Raw genomic sequence first — 18891 nt, 5'->3', positions numbered from 1 at the left:
CGAAGGCCCGGGCGACCGCCGCCTCGGGGGTCGCCAGCAGTGCCGCCCGCGCCGCCGCGACCAGCGCGTCGCTCGCCGGCGGCACGGCGACCGCCTTGAGGCTCTGCAGCCGCGGCTCCTCCTCCGGGCTGAGCAGGACCGTCACCTCGTAACGGCCGCGTTCGGCCGGCCAGGAGACGAGCGCGGACGCCCTCATGGTCGAGACGTAGCGCAACGGCCGGTCCGGGACGTCCGACTGAGCGGCCAGTGGCAGGCCGACCAGCTCCCGCAGCTCACCGAGCTGCACCCGGCGCTCGGCGTCCGGCACGTCCAGCTCGACGTTGTCGGCGAACAGGTCCGGATCGGCGAAGACCTCGTCCCCGTCCAGATCGAAGCCGCGCAGCCGCTCGATCGCCGTACCCAGGGCGCGTTCCAGCCGATCACCGCGCCCCGGCGGCGGTGCGACGCGCCCCGGTACGGCGCTCGACTCGGTGCCGGCGAGCAGCCGGACCGCGCTCATCGACTGCTCATAGGCACCGCCGTAGCTGCCGTTGCTCAACGTGATCACCCCGATCCCGGACGCGGGGTGCCACACCATCCGCGACCCGTACCCGGGATAGCCGCCGGAGTGGTGCACGATCTGACCGAGGCGGGTGTCGTGGTCGACCATCAGCCCGAAGCCGTACCCGGTCGCCACCGCACCGATCCCCGGGTGCCGGCGACCGGCCACCTCCAGCGTGCCGGCGACCGAGTCGAGCCGGTACAGCTGCTGCAGCTCACGCCGGGTCGCCCGGCCGAGCGGATGCGGCTCGGACCGCGCCGACAGGTCGGTGGCGAACGCGGCGACGAGGCCGCCGACCCAGCGGGCCAGGTCCTTCACCGAGCTGTGCAGACCGCCCATCGCAGAGAACGCGCCCGGGCCGACCGGGGCGAGCTCCTGCCAGCCGCTCGAGCGCTTGACGTGACCGGGCACCAGCACGGAGCCCACGGCAGCCGCGTCGTACCTGGTCGCGGTCATGCCCAGCGGCGCGAGCAGCTCGGCCTCGACGAAGTCGCGGTCGGCGCCGTCGGGGTCCTCGGGCCGCACGACGTTCGCGATCGCGCGGCCGATGATCGCGTAGCCGAGATTGGCGTACTCGAAGCCCACCCCCGGCTCGGCGCCGACGGTGAAGCCGCCGTCGAGGAAGGTGCCGAACGCGGCATGACCCAGCGACTCCTGCCGGTCACCCCAGGGGTTGTCGCTGAGCAGCCCGCCCGCCATGGTGAGCAGCAGCCGCAGGGTGAGCGGCGGACTGTCGTCGGCGTACGGCGGCTGGTCGACGAGTTCCGGGACGTAGCGCCCGATCGGCGCGTCCAGCTCCACCAGTCCGCGGTCGCGCAGCAGGAGCAGCGCGGCGGCGGTGAACGACTTCGACATCGAGGCGATCCGGAACACCGAGTCCACCCCCGGCGTGGCCACCTCGGCCCCAGGATCCGCGGCCAAGCGGGTCCGGCCCAGGCCGCGGGCATGGATGAGCCGGCCACCCACGACCACCCCGTAGACCAGCCCCGGGGCCAGATCCTCGGCGAACCGTGTCTCGAACAGCTCGTCGACAGCGGCCAGCCCCGCCAGCAAACCCTCTCCTGGGCTCATGCTCGGATTCATGCTCCGAGCATCCCGCGAACAGAGCCAAAAGGTCCCCACCACCCCCGCGAACAGAGCCAAAAGGTCATCACCTCCTCGGCGAACAGAGCCAAATGGTCGCCCACCTGGCGACCATTTCGCTCTGCTCGCCGGTCAGAGGAGCAGGTCCGCGGCGCGCCAACCGACCAGGGCGGCCGGTGCCGCGGTGCTCGCCGAGACGTGGAAGGGCAGCGCCGACAGATCGGCCACTCGCAGGCCCTCCACGCCGCGCACCGCGAGCCGTGCGTCCAGGACCGCCTCGTCGCCCATCGCCGCGGAACCGACCGCGTGGTAGATCCCGCCGCCGAAGGCGAGGGCGTGACGTACGGCGTCGTCCTCGCTCTCGATCGCCGCCCCCGGAGCCTCCTCCTCGGCGACCAGGCCGGCCAACGGCGCCGCGCCGAGCAGGGCACGTCCGGCGCGCAGTGCGGCAAGGGTGGCGGCTCGCTCGGCCGCCTCCTCCAGATAGCGCGGCGAGAGCACGGCGGGGGCGTCCGGATCCGGACCGCCGACGTGGATGGATCCGGCGGTCGTCGGCCGGATCGGATAGCCCAGGAAGAAGATCCCGGGATGGTGCGCCAACGCCAGGCCGGGGCTGGCCAGATCCAGCGCCATCGGCACGATGATGCCCTGCACGTCCGGGCGCTCGGTCTCGCCACCGTACGACGAGGAGCGGAACTGCGCCACCAGGTCGTATCCCCCGGTCGAGATCGGGCCACGCCGGGTGGCCAGATACCGCACCGCCTCGCGCATCCGCTTGGGGGTCGTGTCCAGCCGGAGGGTCGGCCCCAGATCGGCGCCCAGCCTGACCTGTACGCCGATCCCGCGCTGCTCGCGCAGGCCCTCGCCGACGCGAGGGCTCTCCACCACGGGAGCGACCCCGGCGGCCACGAGCCGGGCCGGATCGCCGATCCCGGAGCGCTCCAGCAACAGCGGCGTCTCCAGCGCACCCGCGCACAGGATCACCTCGCGGCGCGCGCGCAGGGACAGCAGCCTGCCCCGGTGCCGCACCTGCACCCCATCTGCCCGACGACCGGCGCGGCCACCCGCGATCAGCACCCGTCCCACCCGGGCCCGGGTGAGCACCCGCAGTCGCGGACCGCGCCGTACGAACGCGCGATAGGCGCTGACCCGCAGGCCACGGCGGACGTTCTGCGGCGTCGGACCGATCCGGTCGCCGTCGGCGGCCTCGATATCGGCCACGCTGCGCCAGCCGAGCTCGGCGCCGGCGGCCAGGATCCGCTCGGTCAGTGGGTCGTCGGTGGGCGCCAGCGAGATCGGCATCGGTCCGTCGCCGCCGTGCCGCTCGTCCGCGCCCAGCACGTGCGACTCCATCGCCCGGTACGCCGGCAGGACGTCGTCCCAGCCCCAGCCCGGGTTGCCCAGCGCGGCCAGCTCGTCGAAGTCGGCGGCGCCACCTCGCAGCCACATCATCCCGTTGATCGCCGTCGACCCACCGAGCACCGCGCCGCGCAGCCAGGTCTCGGTGTGCCCGTCGGGACCGATCGGCCCGGTCGGATAGCGGGCGACGTACCGATCGCCGCGCATCGTGTAGAAGAACGCCTTCGGCACCCGCAGCATCGGGTCCCGGTCGCCACCGCCCTGATCGATCAGCAGGACCGAGGCCCCGGCCGCGACCAGGCGGCCGGCCAGGGCGGAGCCAGCGGCACCGGCGCCGACGACCACATAGTCCGCCTCGTCGTCCGCCTCCACCCGGTCACTATCGCATCCGGCGCAGACACCACGGCGGCCCGCACCGCCCGGGTGCGGGCCGCCGGGGCCTAGGCAGGTCAGCTCGCCGGGGTGACCTGGACGAAGTCGGCGGTGGCGTTCACCGCGAAGTCGCCCGAGCCCTCCGAGCCGCGGTCGCCGTTGTAGCCGAAGGCGTCGATCGAGACGCTCCCGGCCTCGTCGAGCGTGATGATCCCGTAGCCCGAGGCGGTCTGCTCCAGGCCACTCGGGTTGTTGTCGTCGTCGACGCCGGAGACCGAGCCGGTCGGGAAGGCGGCCGTGTAGGCGGTCACCTGGGTGTCGGCGCCGTTGAGCTGGATCTGCAGCACCGGGGTGGCGTCGGTGTCGGCGGCCTTGTAGAAGTCGCCGGTCACGGCCACCAGGTAGGTGCCGGCGTCCAGGTCGACGGTCCCGACGGTGGTGTGGCCGGTGCTCCAGGAGCCGCCGAGGGCCTCGACGGTGACGTTCTTGAACGAGGCGGTGTCGGTGGCGACCACGCCGCTCTCGCCCTGCGGGCCGGTGGCCCCGGTGTCGCCCTTCGCGCCCTTCGCCCCGGTGTCGCCCTTGGCGCCCTTGGCTCCGGTCGCACCCGCGAGCGCCTTCTGGGTCGCCGAGGAGAGGTCGGCCTTGCCGAGCGTGCCGTTCTTCACGTCGGCGCTGGTGACCGAGCCGTCCTTGATGTCCTTGCCGGTGATCAGATGAGCGGCGTAGGCGCCTCCGGAGCCGACCACCACCGCGGTCACGGCGACGGCAACGGCGGTGGGGGCGATCCTCGTGACGATCTTCCTCATGGATGAGGTCCTTCCAAGATTGGTGCTCGCGGGTGAGGACCCCATGTCCCCAGACTCGGCCCGAGCGCCACCACTCTCAGCGAATCCGTAGGTTTCGCGCAGGTGAACGAGTCAAGACCGTCCTGTGGAACCATTCCGGTTAGCCCGAGGGCACCAGCGGGCATGGCCCACCGACCTCATCGGGACCCGGGACGCGGCAGGGACGGGCCGGCTCGACCGGTCGTTAGTCCTGGACCGCCTTGGCGACCGCGACACAGGCGGTGATCCGGTCTCGGTCCGGCGCGGCGCTCTCGAGCACCTCCTCCTTGATGTTCACCAGCATCCGTACGACGACCCAGGCACGCGCGCGATCCTCGTCCAGCCCGGCCGTGTCGACCAACGCGAAGAAGCGGTCCCGGACGCCGTCGCGCAGGCGGCCGGCATACTCGGCGTACCGGTTCCACAGCATCGGAGCGAGCTCGTAGTGCGGGTCCCCGGAGAGCGGCTTCGGGTCGATGGCCAGCCAGCCGCCGGGCGCCGGAGCATCCCCCGCGGCGAGGACGTTCTCATAGTGCAGGTCGGTGTGGATCAGGATGCCGTCGGTGGCGGGGTCGCGGGCCAGCTCCCGGCACAGCCCGGCCGCCTGCACGACCAGCCGCGGCGGCACCGGCGCACCCCGTCCGATCCGGGACAGCTCCTCGGCCCATCGCGCGGCCTGGGTGGACAGCCTGCGCAGCTGCGGCGGTGCCGGGACGTGCAGGTCGGCGTAGAGGCCCGCGACGATCTCGCACGCCTCGACGTCCCAGAGCTCGGTCAGATCGCCTGAGCGGAGTCGGTCGAGCAGCAGCGCCCAGCGACGCGGGTCAGCCCGCAGCAGCCGCACCGCCCCGCGGCCGCCCCACCGCTGCAGCGCGAGGGCCTCGTGCTCGGCCTCCCAGTGCGGCCATCCGACCTTGAGTACGGCGTCCTCGGCCTCGGCCGTGCGCACCGGGAGCACCAACGCGGTCCGGCCGTGGGTGGCGGCCCCGTCCGGACTGAGCTCCCACTCGGCGAGCAGGTCGCGCACCAGTCCCGGCAACCGGTCCAGCCAGTCCGCCCACTCGGGCCCACGCTCGGCGTACGCCTGCAGTGACGGCGGGACCAGGCTCACCCGACCCAAGATAGCGGTGGCCGGCCGCGCGCCATGCGCAGCCGGCCACCGCCGTCGTGCCGAAGCCGCGACCGTGCTCTCAGAACCGCTCTCAGAACCCCGGTCGCTCCACCCGCGGGACCTCGATCCCGAGCGCCCGCATCTCGGCGCACGGGTTCATGTACTCCCAGTACCGGTGGATGAGGCCGTCACGCATCTCGAAGGAATGGAGGTAGTGGTTCTCGTAGGTGCCGTCGGGATACGCCGGGAAGGTGATCGTCCCACCGCCGTCGCACTCGACCCAGAACCGGTTGGGATCCTGGGTCTCGAAGATCTCGACGTTCCACCACTTCCAATCCGCGAAGTACGTCGAGTTCCACGCATCGCCGTTGCGCAGGGCCTCGTGCCCGACCGACTGCATCGGGATGCCGCTGTCGGTGGTGTAAAGACCGCCGGCACCGTCCTCGGTAAACAGCAGGTAACGCTCCCGACGATCGCCGTGCATGCTCATATAGGTCTCGATCGTCGCCCTGTTCCTGGCACGAAGATCGGCGTCGGTGGTGTTAAGCGTGGTGGACATTCCTGTTTCCTTTTCGGTGATTGCTGACGGTTCAGATGACGGCGGCGGTCGAGGACCGCAACGTCCGTGAGCGGGTCCGGCGTGGCCGCGTCGAGGCGAAGAGCGCAGCGGAGGCGACCAGGGCGAGCACCGCCGTCCAGATCGTCGCGTCGGCGCTGCCGGTGGCGTCGTGGATGGTCTCGAGCAGGTGCGGCCCGACGGCGACGCCGAGCCCGTAGGCGAGCGAGCCGATGCCGAAGACCCTGCCGAACCTCTCCCGGGCCGAGTGCCGAGAGACGAAGACGCCCAGGATGTCGGTCTCGCTTCCCAGCGCGAGCCCCAGCGAGAGCACCGCCACCGGGGCGGCCTCGACCCCGACTACGGCGAGCGAGGCGAGGCCGACGGCGCACAGCCCGAGCGCACCGGCGGCCACCCAGGCGACCGGGAGTACGTCGAGGAGCAGGCCGACGCACAGCCGGACGACGAGCATCACCGCCCCGAGCGAGCCGAGCAGCGCGACCGCCTCACCCTGACTCGTCCCGATCTCCAGGAGCAGGCCGAAGAGGATCTCGATGAGGCCGATCGTGGCCAACGCCATGAAGAAGAAGGCGACGAACATGACCACGATCGTCCGGTCGATGCCCGCCCGGGCGGCGGCGTTCGTGCTCACCGGGCCATCCGTGTCCCTCGCATGACCCGGGTGACCCGGCTGATCCGGGTGATCCGGGTGACCCGGACCACCCGCGTCGACCCGGCCGTCCGGACCGTGCGCGGCGTCCGCCCGGCCCGGCACGAGAGCGTAGGAGAGGATGCCGCCGACGGCGACGACGGCGGCGAGGGTGACATAGGCACCGCGGACACCGCCCGAGCCGAGCGCGGAGGAGGCCACTCCGGGCAGGATCATGGCCGCCAGCGCCGGCCCGGTGTTCATGATCCCCATCGCGATCCCGCGCATCCGATCGAACGAGCCGCTCACGATGCGCGCATAGCCGACGGCCACCGAGCCGGCGGCGGCGACATAGACCACGATCTGCGCCACGACATAGAGCGTGAAGCTGCCCGGGGCCAGCGCCATGACCGCGTAGCTGGCCGCCAGGACCAGCGAGGAGACCAGCGCCGGCATGCGTGATCCGACCTGGTCGATGATCCGGCCCGCGAACGGAGAGACGACGGCGAGCAACAGATTGCAGATGAGGAAGACCAGAGTGAGCGAGCTCGTCGTCCAGCCATAGTCGGAGCCGAGAGATTCGAAGAGCACCGAGTTGGTGTAGAGCGGGACGGAGCCGAGACCGACGGCGAGACCGACCATCGATCCCGTCAGCGGGCGCCATCCCGACTTCGCCTCCGCAATGCGGACGGCCAGTGTGTCGGCTGTGGTCATGGTGTGACCTTTCGGAAAAAGGTGGGGAAATCCTGAATCGGCGCCTGAGCCAGGATCTGGGATTGGAAAGATGCTAGAGACCGACCAAGAATCGCGGTATGTCATGCCAGCCATAACTTGCGCAATTTCGATGGCTCATCGGACATAATCGACGTCGTGACCGACAACGAACCGGGCCGGCATCTCGATGTGCTTCTCGAGGTGCTCGTCGACCGCGACACGCTCCGTGCACCGGACGGACTCGAGGCCGCCCTGCTGACGAAGGTCACCGAGATCGTGCGCTGCGACATGGCGGCGATCCGCCGCCCGGACCCGACGCGAACCGTGCTGCGGATGGGCCACATCCACGGCGCGTGGCGGTTGCGGCCCGAGCATCGCCGCGCCATGCGCGCCGAGCGGCTCGATCTGGCGACCCTCGACGGCAGTGTCGTGCGACCGGGGCCGCGCAGCCCGAGCGTCGAGGCGTTCCTCAGCGGCACCATCGACGTGGTCGCCGACATCGAGCAGGACCCATCCGGCTTCGTCATGCACTCCATGACCGCCGTGCCGCTGGTCCGCGGCGGCGGTGTGTCGGGCGTGCTGACGCTGTACTGGATGGACCGTCACGTCCCCGACCACGCCGAGCAGACCCTGCTGACCCGCATCGGACACCACGTCGCCTTCGTCCTCGACGTGGGTGGGCGGGTGGCGACCACGATCGAACGGGCGCGACTGCTGGCCGAGTCGGAGACGGCCGCCCGCGTGGATCAACGCGATGCCGAGAAGGCCATCGCACTGCTCACCGCGGGACTGTCCACCCTCGACGAGCGCGACGGCCTGTCGACGCTGTTGCGCGATCTGGACGACGGCTCACCGGACTTCGCGGCCCGGGTGACGGTGGACGGAGAGGTGGTGGCCGATCGGGGGTCGGGCGACCCGACCGGCTGGGGCCTCATGGTGCGGGCCGACGCCGAGGAGGCCGTCTTGGCCACCTCGCTCCCGGCCCCCTCGGCGCGATGGGCCGCGGCGGCCGACGTACGCCTGCGAACCGTCCTGGATCGGGCCGCGGCCGCCCGCGCCACCGATGGGGCGGCCACCGGCGAGGCGCTGCGCACCTTGTGCGAGCCGGGCACCTCGCGTGCCGCACGTCGCACCGCCGGCACCGACCTCGGCCTGGCCCACGCTCCCGCGGTGCCGGTCGTGGTCGCCTGTCCCGACGCGGAGACCGCCTACCACGCCATGCGCACCCTGCGGCGATCCTCGGCGCAGGTCCCCGCGATCGCGGTGGCCGATCACGTCGTCGTCCTGCTGCACGGCGAGGGCGGCGACCTCGACCGAGCGCTGAGCCGGCTCCAGCGTCTCCCGGGATGTCGCGGAGTCGGGGTGGCGCGCCGTACGGCGGATCCGGGCCAGATGGCGCGAGAGGTGGAGCGCGCGCAGACCGCCGCACAGCTCTCGGTCGCCCGCGGTACGCCGGTGCACGCCGACGAGTCCGGGAACATCCTCGATCTCGCCGCCCTCGTCCCGGGGCCGGCCGCCCGGGAGATCCTCGGGGGCGTCCTCGCTCCGGTCCTCGACTACGACCGCCGACGTCACACCGACCTGCTCGCCACCCTGCGCGCCCTCCTGGACGCCGACGGCAGCCCGACGCTGACGGCGCGGCGGATGCACCTGCACGTGAACACCGTCAAGCAGCGGGTGGCACGGATCGAGAGCCTGCTGGGCTGCACGCTCGGCGACTACCGCACCGTGACCCGGCTCTCGCTCGCGATCACCTGGCTGGACATGACCGAGACCGCACGGTAGCTCCGCGACCGTTCCGCGGCGACGGATCGGCCGGCGCCCCGGGTGCCGCTACTTCTTGCCCGACTTCTCCCCGGGCTGGGTGGTGGAGAGCGCGGCCACGAACGCCTCCTGGGGGACCTCGACGCGGCCGACCATCTTCATCCGCTTCTTGCCCTCCTTCTGCTTCTCCAGCAGCTTGCGCTTGCGGGTGATGTCACCGCCGTAGCACTTGGACAGGACGTCCTTGCGGATGGCGCGGATCGTCTCCCGGGCGATCACCCGGGCGCCGATGGCGGCCTGGATCGGCACCTCGAACTGCTGGCGCGGAATCAGGTCCTTGAGCTTGCCGGCGAGCATCACCCCGTAGGCGTAGGCGGCATCGCGGTGCACGATCGCGGAGAAGGCGTCCACGGGCTCGCCGTGCAACAAGATGTCGACCTTGACCAGGTCGGCGGCCTGCTCCCCGGAGAACTCGTAGTTCAGCGACGCATAGCCCTTGGTCCGCGACTTGAGCTGGTCGAAGAAGTCGAACGCGATCTCGCCCATCGGCAGGGTGTAGCGCATCTCGACGCGGTCCGAGGAGAGGTAGTCCATGCCCTGCAGCGTGCCGCGCTTGTTCTGGCACAGCTCCATGATGGTGCCGATGTAGTCCGAGGGCGACAGGATCGTGGCGGTGACCACCGGCTCCCGGACCTCGGCGATCTTGCCGTCCGGGTACTCGCTCGGGTTGGTCACCTCGATCTCACTGCCGTCCTCCATCACCACGTGGTAGACCACGTTCGGCGCGGTGGAGATGAGGTCGAGACCGAACTCGCGCTCCAGCCGGTCACGGGTGATCTCCATGTGCAGCAGGCCGAGGAAGCCGATCCGGAAGCCGAACCCGAGCGCACCGGAGGTCTCCGGCTCGAAGGTGAGCGCGGCATCGTTGAGCTGCAGCTTCTCCAGCGACTCGCGCAGCGTCGGGTAGTCGTCACCGTCGATCGGGTAGAGCCCGGCGTACACCATCGGGTTGGGGTGCTCGTAGCCCCCGAGCGGCTCGGTGGCGGGCCGGCTGTTCGAGGTGACGGTGTCGCCGACCCGGGACTGGCGGACGTCCTTGACCCCGGTGATCAGGTAGCCGGTCTCGCCGACGCCGAGGTGGTCCGCCTTGACCGGCTCGGGGCTGATCACGCCGAGCTCGAGCATCTCGTGGGTGGCGCCGGTCGACATCATCTTGATCCGGTCCCGGTGGGTGAGCCTGCCGTCGAAGACCCGGACGTAGGTGACCACGCCACGATAGGTGTCGTAGACCGAGTCGAAGATCAGCGCCCGGGCGGGCGCGTCCGGGTCGCCGACGGGCGCCGGCGTCTGGGCCACGATCTCGTTGAGCAGCTCCTCCACGCCATGGCCGGTCTTGGCGCTGACCCGCAGCACCTCCGCCGGCTCACAGCCGACCAGGTTGGCCAGCTCGGCGGCGTACTTCTCCGGATTGGCGCTGGGCAGGTCGATCTTGTTGAGCACCGGGATGATGTGCAGGTCCGCGCCCATCGCCAGGTAGAGGTTGGCGAGCGTCTGCGCCTCGATGCCCTGCGCGGCGTCGACCAGCAGGATGGCCGCCTCGCAGGCCTGCAGCGACCGGGAGACCTCGTAGGTGAAGTCCACGTGGCCGGGCGTGTCGATCATGTTGAGGACGTACGTCGTCCCCTCGACCGCACCGTCCTTGCTCGCGGTGACCGTCCACGGCATCCGCACGGCCTGGGACTTGATGGTGATCCCGCGCTCGCGCTCGATGTCCATCCGGTCCAGGTACTGTGCCCGCGCGGCCCGCTCGTCCACCACGCCGGTCAGCTGCAGCATCCGGTCGGCGAGGGTCGACTTGCCGTGATCGATGTGGGCGATGATGCAGAAGTTGCGGATCCTGTGCACATCGGTCTGGCCGGGGTCGGTCGAGCCGGGCTGCGGGGCACTCATGATGTCGCCATTGTCCACGCCCGGGGTTGGGGTTGTCGAAACCGGAGCACCGGGGTCGGCACCGGCCCGCGAACGCGTTCTCAGTACTGATGGAACCACGCCGTCAGATAGGTCGACTCGCCCGGACAGGTGACGTCCCGGTCGCGTCCGTCCTCGACCCACTGGACGAGCACCGGCGCGCCACCCTGGACGTCCCAGTCGCTTCCGCAGCGGCGCAGCGCCTCCGCCCGGCCGGCGCTCCCGGCCGGGCGCCACTCCGGCAGCCCCAGGTTGAGATCTCCGACGATCGCCTGCCAGGAGGAGGGGATCGAATAGACCCCCGGCTGCAGGCCCGCCTGCCGATAGCCGCGCACGGCACCACGCAGGACCGCCTGGTTGCCGCCGATCGCCTCACTCCCCCGCGGCCAGTCGAAGCCCGGGACGGTCTCCACGTCCAGCCAGATGATCGGACTGGTCAGGCCGGCCCTCCTCATCGTCCGCAGGTTGAACCTGGCCTGCTGGTAGCCGACGTTGGCGAGCCGCCCGGCGGTCGTCTCGCCGTCGAAGGGACCGTCGTCGCCATAGCGGTCCAGCTGGTCGTCGTACGGGTAGCTGATCACCGAGTACGCCGCCGCCATCAGCCCCCGCTGCCTGACCCAGTCGACCTGGTCGGCCAGGCACGGGTTGGGCGTGAAGCCGGGACCGTTGGTCAGCCCGAGGATGACGAACTCGGCGCTGTCCAACGGCATCGGACTGCCCTGGCCCTGCTTGCTCGGGATGCCCATCCCCCGGGGGCACTGCGGCCAGCTGACATCGCCGCCGGTGACCAGGCCGCGGTCGGTGGCGGTGGGCAGGTCGGGGACCGAGATGGAGAACGTCGGGCTGGGCGAGGCGGACGTGGCCTGGCTCGAGCCGGTCGCGCTCGCGCTCGAGGGGCTGGTGTTCGAGGGGGTGGTGTTCGGGCTGGTGCTCGTGCTGGACAGGCCGCTCGGAGTGCCGGCCGCACTCGTCTCGGCGGGCGCCGAGGAGTCGGTCGAAGCGCCGCAGGCGCTGAGCAGCACCACGAGCGCGACACCGACCGCGAGCCTGATCACGCCCGCCATTGTGCCCGGCGGTGAACTCGTCGGTTGCCGTTCGCACCCCGGTCATCTCAGATCACCGGATGTTGCGGTGGCTTCGCCACGGTGGTCGACATGCCTACTCCGTCTCGGTCCCCCTTCACTCGCCGCACCCTGCTCCGCGGCTCCGCCGTGGCCGGCTCCGGCCTCGCCCTGGCACCGCTGCTCGACGGCGCCGCCTCACCGGCCTTCGCGGCGCCCGCTCACGTCCGCTCGGGACGTCCCGTGCTCACCCATGGAGTCCAGGCCGCGGACGCGGTCTCCGGCCAGGCGACGCTGTGGTCGCGCGCCGACCGGCCGGCCAGGCTGATCGCCGAGATCTCCCGCGATGCCTCGTTCCGCCGTACCCGCCGGGTCACCGGCCCGGTGGTGACCGCCGACAGCGACCTGACCGGCCGGATCCCGGTGCGCGGGCTGCCGTCGGGCGAGCAGTTGCACTACCGGATCACCGCCGTCGACCTCGACGACCACCGGCTGGTCTCGAAGCCGGTCGAGGGCAGGTTCCGCACCGGCGTGACCAGCCGCAAGGACATCAGCTTCCTCTGGTCCGGCGACATCGCCGGTCAGGGCTGGGGCGTCAACCCCGACCTGGGCGGCTACCGGATCGCGGACGCGATGCGCGCGGCGAACGCGGACTTCTTCCTCTGCTCCGGGGACAACTGCTACGCCGACGGCCCGGTGAGCGAGTCGGTGACGCTGGCCGACGGGCGGGTGTGGCACAACCTGGTCACCGAGGAGAAGACTCATCAGGCGACCACGCTGGCGGACTACCGCGGCCAGTACAAGTACAACCTGCTCGCCGACAACTACCGGGCGCTGCTCGCCGAGACCACCCTGATCGCGCAGTGGGACGACCACGAGGTGCTCAACAACTGGTACCCCGGCGAGATCCTGGAGGGCGTCACCGGCTACCCCGACGGCACCGCCGTCGACGAGCTGGTGCCCCGAGCCCGGCAGGCATTCCGCGAATACGTGCCGGTCGGCGACGCCTCCCCGGACAGGCTCGGCCGGGTCTATCGCAAGCTCTCCTTCGGCCCGCTGATGGACCTGTTCATCCTCGACATGCGCACCCACAAGGATCCGAACACCGCCGACCTGGAGACCAGCGACGACGGCGGTCTGCTCGGGGAGGAGCAGACCGGGTGGCTGCTGCGCGAGGTGGGCAGGTCGAGGGCGACCTGGAAGGTCATCGCCAACGACCTGCCCCTCGGGCTCGTCGTACCGGACGGCGACCTGCAGGAATCGGCCTCGCAGGGCGACGACGGCGCTCCGCTGGGCCGAGAGCTGAACATCGCCCACATCTTGCGCTCGTTCCAGCGGATGGGGGTCAAGAACCACGTCTGGCTCACCGCCGACGTGCACTACACCGCCGCCCACCACTACGACCCCGAGCGGGCCGCCTTCACCGACTTCGACCCGTTCTGGGAGTTCGTCTCCGGGCCGCTCAACGCGGGCGCCTTCGGCCCGAACACGCTCGACGGCACCTTCGGGCCGGAGGCCGTCTTCGTCTCCGCCCCACCGACGCAGAACTACTCGCCGTTGGAAGGCGCCCAGTTCTTCGGCCAGGTCGACATCGAGGCCGCCACCGAGCAGCTCACCGTCACCCTGCGCGACGTCGAGGGTGCGGCACTGTTCACCAAGACACTCGATCCCGAACGCCGTTGAGCCTGAATCCGCCGATCGCCCCAGGCTGAGCCTGGCGCTGGTTGACCGGCACGGCCGGCGATGGCCGAAGATGGAGCGGTGAGTACGGCGATCCCGACGACCCTCCCGCACGGCAACACCGCCCGCCGGCTCGACTGGGTGCACCTGCCGGCGCCGGTGCGCACCGCGGTGGAGAAGCGGCTCGGTGCACCGGTGGTCCAGGCGGTCTCGCAGGACGCCGGCTTCACCCCGGGATTCGCCTCCGTCCTCACCGACGCCACCGGAGCCTCGACGTTCGTCAAGGCGGCCTCGGTGCAGGCGCAACGCGGCTCGGCGGCCTCCTACCGCGCCGAGGCGCGGCGGCTGAGGACACTCAACGGATGGGTGCCGGCTCCGCGGCTGCGCTGGGCCGAGGAGGTGGCCGACTGGGTCGTGCTCGGCATCGAGTACGTCGACGCGCGGCCACCGCGGCGCCCCTGGACCGAGCCGGATCTGACCGCGGCCACGACGATGCTCACCTGTCTCGCCGCCAGCGCCACCCCGCCGCCCTGCCTGGGACTCTCCGACGTCGGCGAGGAGCTCGCCGACCTGGCCGGCTCCTGGCAGGAGCTCGACCATCTGGCCCATGCCGAGGAGGCGACGGCGCTCGCCGACCGATTCGCCGAGCTGGTGGTCGGTGACACCTTGGTGCACACCGACGTCCGGGACGACAACCTGCTGCTGCGTGCCGACGGCACCGTGCTGCTGTGCGACTGGAGCGAGCCGATGCGCGGTCCGAACTGGCTGGACTCGCTGCTGCTGCTCGCCGCCGCCCGCGGGGACGGGCTCGAGGTCGACCCGACCACCCACCCACTGCTGGGCGCGGCCGAGGACGAGGCGATCGACTCGGCGCTCGCGCTCTTCGCCGGCTACGGGCTCGAACGCAGCGAGCTGCCGGCGCCGCCGGCGATGCCGCACCTGCGGGAGTTCCAGCGCTGGCAGGGCGAGACCTGCTGGGCCTGGCTGGCCGAGCGGCGCGGCTGGTGAACGCCCCTCGTGCCATCGGCGTACGGATCTCGTATCGCGACGTGCCTGCTCGAGTACGGGACTGGGTCGATGCCGTCCTCGGTTCGCCGGTGGCCGAGGCCGTGGGTCAGATCGGCGGCATGTCGCCAGGGTGCGCGGCCCGGGTGCGCGGTGCCGACGGCACGCGCGCATTCGTGAAGGCGGTCGGCGCCGACCTGAACCCCGACACTCCGACTCTCTTCCGTCGAGAGATCGGTGGCGTACCCTCGGCGGAGGCCCTCGATCGGGATACGACGATTTGAGCGCCCCGGAATCCCGCTGATAGCCTTGCTGACCGCGTGTTCGCAGTCAGGCCTCTCCCCTCTCACCGCCCCACGAGAGGCCCCGGGAGAGCGCGCCACGCACTGACTCATCCATCGAGCACGAGGAAAGACGCACCATGGCGAACATCAAGTCGCAGATCAAGCGCAACAAGCAGAACGAGAAGCGCCACGAGCGCAACAAGGCCGTCAAGAGCGAGCTCAAGACCGTCATCCGCAAGTTCCGCGAGGCCGCCGAGGCCGGCGAGAAGGAGACCGCGGTGGAGCTCAGCCGCTCGGCGTCGCGCAAGCTGGACAAGGCGGCCTCCAAGGGTGTCATCCACAAGAACCAGGCCGCCAACCGCAAGTCGGCGATCGCCAAGAAGGCCGCCTCGCTCTGAGCGACAGCACCGACGCACAGGCTTCGGGCCCGTCTCCCTCGTGGAGGCGGGCCCGTCTTCGTTCTCCCGTCCTGTTCCCCGGGCGGTACCTCCCCGGCGTGCCCATCGCCGCCCGAGACGACCGGCCTCAGGAGCGAGCGGAATTCCGCAGGGCGGCGATGGTGAGCACCAACCGCTCCAAGGTGTACGACGGGTCGCTGGCCGCGCCCTTGAGGTCGGCGTCGGCCCGGGCGACCGCGCGCAGCGCCTCGCCGATGCCGGTCGAGGTCCAGCCGCGGGCCAGTGCCGCCAGCGACCTCTGCTTCCACGGCGGCACCTTGCCATCACGCACCCCGGCCACCTGCTGGGCCACCGACCGGGTCTGGCCGGCGATCGCGGAGAGGACGTAGACCGGCGACGAGCCGGTCTCCAGCGCCCAGCGCAGTTCCTCGAACGCCTTGACCCGGTTCCCGGCCAGGATGGCGTCGGCGATGACATAGTTCTTCACCTCGGCGCGGCCGCCGAAGTAGCGCCGCACCTGCTCGTCGGTGATCCTGGCGCCCGGGAAGTCCCCGGCGAGCTGATGGGCCGCAGCGGCCAGCCCGCGCAGATCCCCACCGACCGCCTGGACCAGGAAGGCCGCGGCCTCCTCCTCGATCTGCGCACCGTGGGCGCGCACCTCCGCCGCGATGAAGCGCGGGAGCTCCGCGGGTTTGAGCTCCTCGGACTTGTGCTCGGTGACGGTCTCGAGCTTGCGCAGCTTGGTGAGCGTGCCGCTGCCCTTCACCCCGCCGGTGTGCACCAGCACCAGAGCGACGTCGTCGACCGGCGCCGCGGCGTAGTCGAGCAGCCCGGCGACCGACTCGTCGGGCAGATTCTCCAAGGCGCGCACGACCACGCATCTGATCTGGGAGAAGAGCGACGGCGCACTCAACTCACCGAGCGTGCCGAGGGTGAGGTCCGCGGCGAGCGCCTCGGACAGCTCAGCCTCCGGGTCGTGACTGCGCACGGCCGCCCGGACCGCGGCGACGGTCCGCTCTCCGAGATACTCCTCCTTGCCGGTCACCAGGGTGACCCGGCCGAGCACGTCGGCGGCGGTGGCGGCATGGGGTCGATTCCGGGTGGTCGCCATGATGCGGCCAAGCCTGCCACACGCCGCGGACAGTCGGGCTCCAACGGTCCTCCAGCAGTCCGGGGCGGTCTGCCGGGGACCTTCGCTCGGCTCAGTCCGTGACGACCCGCGGTCCCGCCGCACCGCCGAGCACCGCGATCGCTCCGTCGGTGTCGGTGCGATAGACCGCCGTGCCCGCGGCCGCCAGCGGATCCAGCGTCGACGCGGCCGGGTGCCCGTAGTCGTTGTCCGCGCCGACCGAGGTCAGCGCGACCCGCGCATGCAGCGACAGCAGCCAGTCCTCGTCCTGATACTTCGAGCCGTGGTGCGGCACCTTCAACACGTCGACGGTGAGGCCCGGCAGTCTCGACGCGAGGACGCGCTGGCCGTCCGGATCGACGTCGCCGGTGAGCAGCAGGGTCAGACCGTGACTGCGCACCAGCAGCACCACCGAACTGCCGTTGGTGTCGGTCCCGGCCGGCAGGGCTCCGCTGGGCCACAGCACCTGCAGCTCCACCGGCCCGATCCGGCCGGTGGCGGCGTACGGCGCAGGTGTCGGCTCGACGCCGGCGTCGGCCGCGGCGTCGGTGACCTTGTCGACCCCGCTCGCCGGCTGATACAGGGTGGTGGTCCACACCGCTCCCACCCGGCGACCACTGAACACCCCACTGGCGCCGGTGACATGGTCGGCGTCGAAGTGGGTGAAGACCAGCAGCGGCACGGTCGTGATGCCCAGGTCGTCGAGGCAGCGGTCCATCGGCTCCGGTGCCGGTCCGCTGTCGACCACGATCGCGGCGTGGTCCCCCGCGGAGACGACCAGCCCGTCGCCCTGGCCGATATCGCACATCACCATCACCCAGTCGTCCGGCGGCCATCCGAACCTCGACATCCGCACCAGCAGCACCAGCGTCAGCAGCAGCGCGCAGCCGACGCCGAGCAGCGGACGACGCAGCAGCCGGGGCCCGAGCCCCACCACGGCGACGCAGCCCAGCACCAGGAGGGCCAGCGCCACCGGTCCGCTTCCCCACCCGATGGCCGGGGTGGGCAGATGCGCACAGTGTCGGGCCACCGCGATGATCCACCCCACGCACCACCCTGCCGGAGTGGCCACCAGGCGACCGAGCGGCGCCGACACCAGTCCGCAGACGCCGGCCAGCAGGCCGAGCACCGTCGCCGGCGCGACGGCCGGTTCGGCCAGCAGGTTGGCGAGCACCGCCACCAGGCTGACCTGGCCCGAGATGGCCGCTATCAGCGGCGTGCAGGCCAGCTGCGCCGCCGCCGGTACGGCGATCGCCTCGGCCGCCCAGCGCGGCAACCAGTGACACAGCGCGTCGCGCCACGGCGGACCGAACAGGAGGATCCCAGCGGTGGCGAGCGCCGAGAGCGCGAACCCGAGGGACGTGGCCAGGCCGGGGTCGAGCAGCATCAGCGCGCACACCGCGGCACCGAGCCCGCGCAACGCCCGGCCGCGTCCGCCGCGGGCCATGGCGAGGAGCCCGACGGTGCCCATCGCCGCTGCCCGCACCACGCTCGGCTCGGTCCGGGCCAGCAGCACGAAGCCGACGATCCCGCCCGCGCCGACCAGGTAGAGCCATCGACCGCGCACCCCGCACCAGCGGGCCACGATCAGGGCGAAGCCGACCAACAGGGTGAGGTTGGTGCCGCTCACGGCGAGCAGATGGGTCAGACCGGTGGTGCGGAAGTCGTCGGCCAGGTCGTCGGCCAGACCGGTGTCGTCGCCGTCCACCAGCGCCGGGACCAGCGCCCGCTGGTCGGCCGGCCGGTCCGCGACCGCGGCCCGGATGGCCGATCGCACGGCACCCGCCGCCCGCCACCAGGGCCCGGGGCCCGCGACCAGCCTGGGCGTGTCGGCCACGAGCAGGGCGGCCACGTCGCTCTCGTCGGCGGTCACCAGTCGACCCGAGGTGACGACCGTGGCGCCGAGCGGCACCTCTGCCCATTCCGAGTCGCCGATCGCCAGGACCGGGGCACCGAGCCGGAAGTGCTGGCCACGACCGGTCAGATCGGTGACGCGGAGGGTGATCAGCACGTGCTCTCCGCTGACGCCGATGACGCTGCGCGCGTCGCTGCTGACGCTCGCGGTCAGGTGGACCCGAGCGCCGTGTGCGGCCAGGTCGGCGACCGGGTTGTGCTGCACCTGCGCGGCCCGCAGCCCGGCCACGGCGCCGGCGCCGAGCGCCATGATCAGCAGCGCGGCGGCAGTGCGCCTCGAGGCAGAGCTCGCGACCGACGGCTCGTCCCGGCGCCGGCGACTCCGGCCGATCGAGCGGCCCAGAGCGGCACCCAGCACGAGGACGATCGATGCGACGATGCCCCCACCCACCGGCCAGGCGGCCACCTGCGGACCCAGCAGCGCGCCGATCCATGCCGCCACGCCCAGCAGCGGCAGTCGCAGGTCCCGCATCACC

15 protein-coding genes are annotated in these 18891 nt (G+C 71.7%); 5 read left to right on the top strand and 10 right to left on the bottom strand.

Annotation, left to right across the window (positions count from 1 at the left end; all coding sequences use genetic code 11):
- The 6 genes from QM638_RS01610 to QM638_RS01585 all read right to left on the bottom strand — a co-directional run.
- A partial coding sequence (locus QM638_RS01610) for a serine hydrolase domain-containing protein (protein WP_415140184.1) occupies positions 1–1612 on the bottom strand: 1612 nt, incomplete at its 3' end.
- A 144-nt stretch (positions 1613–1756) separates the two neighbouring features.
- On the bottom strand, positions 1757–3355 hold the full coding sequence (locus QM638_RS01605) for a GMC family oxidoreductase (protein WP_415140183.1): 1599 nt from the start codon (positions 3353–3355) through the stop codon (positions 1757–1759).
- A 77-nt stretch (positions 3356–3432) separates the two neighbouring features.
- Positions 3433–4164: a hypothetical protein gene (locus QM638_RS01600; RefSeq protein WP_415140182.1), complete on the bottom strand. Its 732-nt coding sequence runs from the start codon at positions 4162–4164 to the stop codon at positions 3433–3435.
- Positions 4165–4387: 223 nt separating this feature from the next.
- A complete protein-coding gene (locus QM638_RS01595) occupies positions 4388–5293 on the bottom strand; it encodes an aminoglycoside phosphotransferase family protein (protein ID WP_415140181.1) in 906 nt (301 codons plus the stop codon).
- Between the two features lie 91 nt (positions 5294–5384).
- Positions 5385–5852, bottom strand: a complete 468-nt coding sequence (locus QM638_RS01590) for a PhzA/PhzB family protein (RefSeq protein WP_415140180.1) — start codon at positions 5850–5852, stop codon at positions 5385–5387.
- A gap of 31 nt (positions 5853–5883) precedes the next feature.
- Positions 5884–7212: an MFS transporter gene (locus QM638_RS01585; RefSeq protein WP_415140179.1), complete on the bottom strand. Its 1329-nt coding sequence runs from the start codon at positions 7210–7212 to the stop codon at positions 5884–5886.
- 156 nt (positions 7213–7368) lie between these two features.
- Between QM638_RS01585 and QM638_RS01580 the strand changes: the two genes are divergently transcribed.
- Positions 7369–8997 carry a helix-turn-helix domain-containing protein gene (locus QM638_RS01580; RefSeq protein WP_415140178.1) on the top strand — a complete coding sequence of 543 codons (1629 nt, stop codon included), beginning with the start codon at positions 7369–7371 and terminating at the stop codon, positions 8995–8997.
- 48 nt (positions 8998–9045) lie between these two features.
- Here QM638_RS01580 and lepA read toward each other — a convergent pair whose 3' ends face one another.
- Both lepA and QM638_RS01570 read right to left on the bottom strand, forming a co-directional pair.
- Entirely contained in the window at positions 9046–10926 is a 1881-nt protein-coding gene (gene lepA / locus QM638_RS01575; RefSeq protein ID WP_415140177.1) for a translation elongation factor 4, read from the bottom strand.
- 80 nt (positions 10927–11006) lie between these two features.
- Positions 11007–11999: a hypothetical protein gene (locus tag QM638_RS01570; RefSeq protein WP_415140176.1), complete on the bottom strand. Its 993-nt coding sequence runs from the start codon at positions 11997–11999 to the stop codon at positions 11007–11009.
- Positions 12000–12098: 99 nt separating this feature from the next.
- Here QM638_RS01570 and QM638_RS01565 point away from each other — a divergent pair, with 99 nt between their 5' ends.
- The 4 genes from QM638_RS01565 (at position 12099) to rpsT (ending at position 15372) form a co-directional block, all read left to right on the top strand.
- Entirely contained in the window at positions 12099–13688 is a 1590-nt protein-coding gene (locus QM638_RS01565; protein ID WP_415140175.1) for an alkaline phosphatase D family protein, read from the top strand.
- Between the two features lie 78 nt (positions 13689–13766).
- A complete protein-coding gene (locus QM638_RS01560; protein ID WP_415140174.1) occupies positions 13767–14693 on the top strand; it encodes a phosphotransferase in 927 nt (308 codons plus the stop codon).
- An 89-nt stretch (positions 14694–14782) separates the two neighbouring features.
- Positions 14783–14974 (top strand): hypothetical protein, encoded by a 192-nt coding sequence (locus tag QM638_RS01555; protein ID WP_415140173.1) that lies wholly within the window; start codon positions 14783–14785, stop codon positions 14972–14974.
- Positions 14975–15111: 137 nt separating this feature from the next.
- Positions 15112–15372, top strand: a complete 261-nt coding sequence (rpsT, locus tag QM638_RS01550; RefSeq protein WP_415140172.1) for a 30S ribosomal protein S20 — start codon at positions 15112–15114, stop codon at positions 15370–15372.
- Positions 15373–15499: 127 nt separating this feature from the next.
- On the opposite strand, the gene holA is transcribed toward rpsT, so the two are convergent.
- On the bottom strand, positions 15500–16483 hold the full coding sequence (gene holA / locus QM638_RS01545) for a DNA polymerase III subunit delta (protein ID WP_415140171.1): 984 nt from the start codon (positions 16481–16483) through the stop codon (positions 15500–15502).
- Between the two features lie 91 nt (positions 16484–16574).
- Positions 16575–18887, bottom strand: coding sequence for a ComEC/Rec2 family competence protein (locus tag QM638_RS01540; protein ID WP_415140170.1), 2313 nt, complete (start codon positions 18885–18887; stop codon positions 16575–16577).
- Positions 18888–18891: the final 4 nt, after the last annotated feature.

This window comes from Nocardioides sp., assembly GCF_047606145.1.
Taxonomy (GTDB): Bacteria; Actinomycetota; Actinomycetes; order Propionibacteriales; family Nocardioidaceae; genus Nocardioides.
The sequence above is the reverse complement of the archived record's forward strand: the minus strand, read 5'-3'. Positions and strand labels throughout refer to the sequence as shown.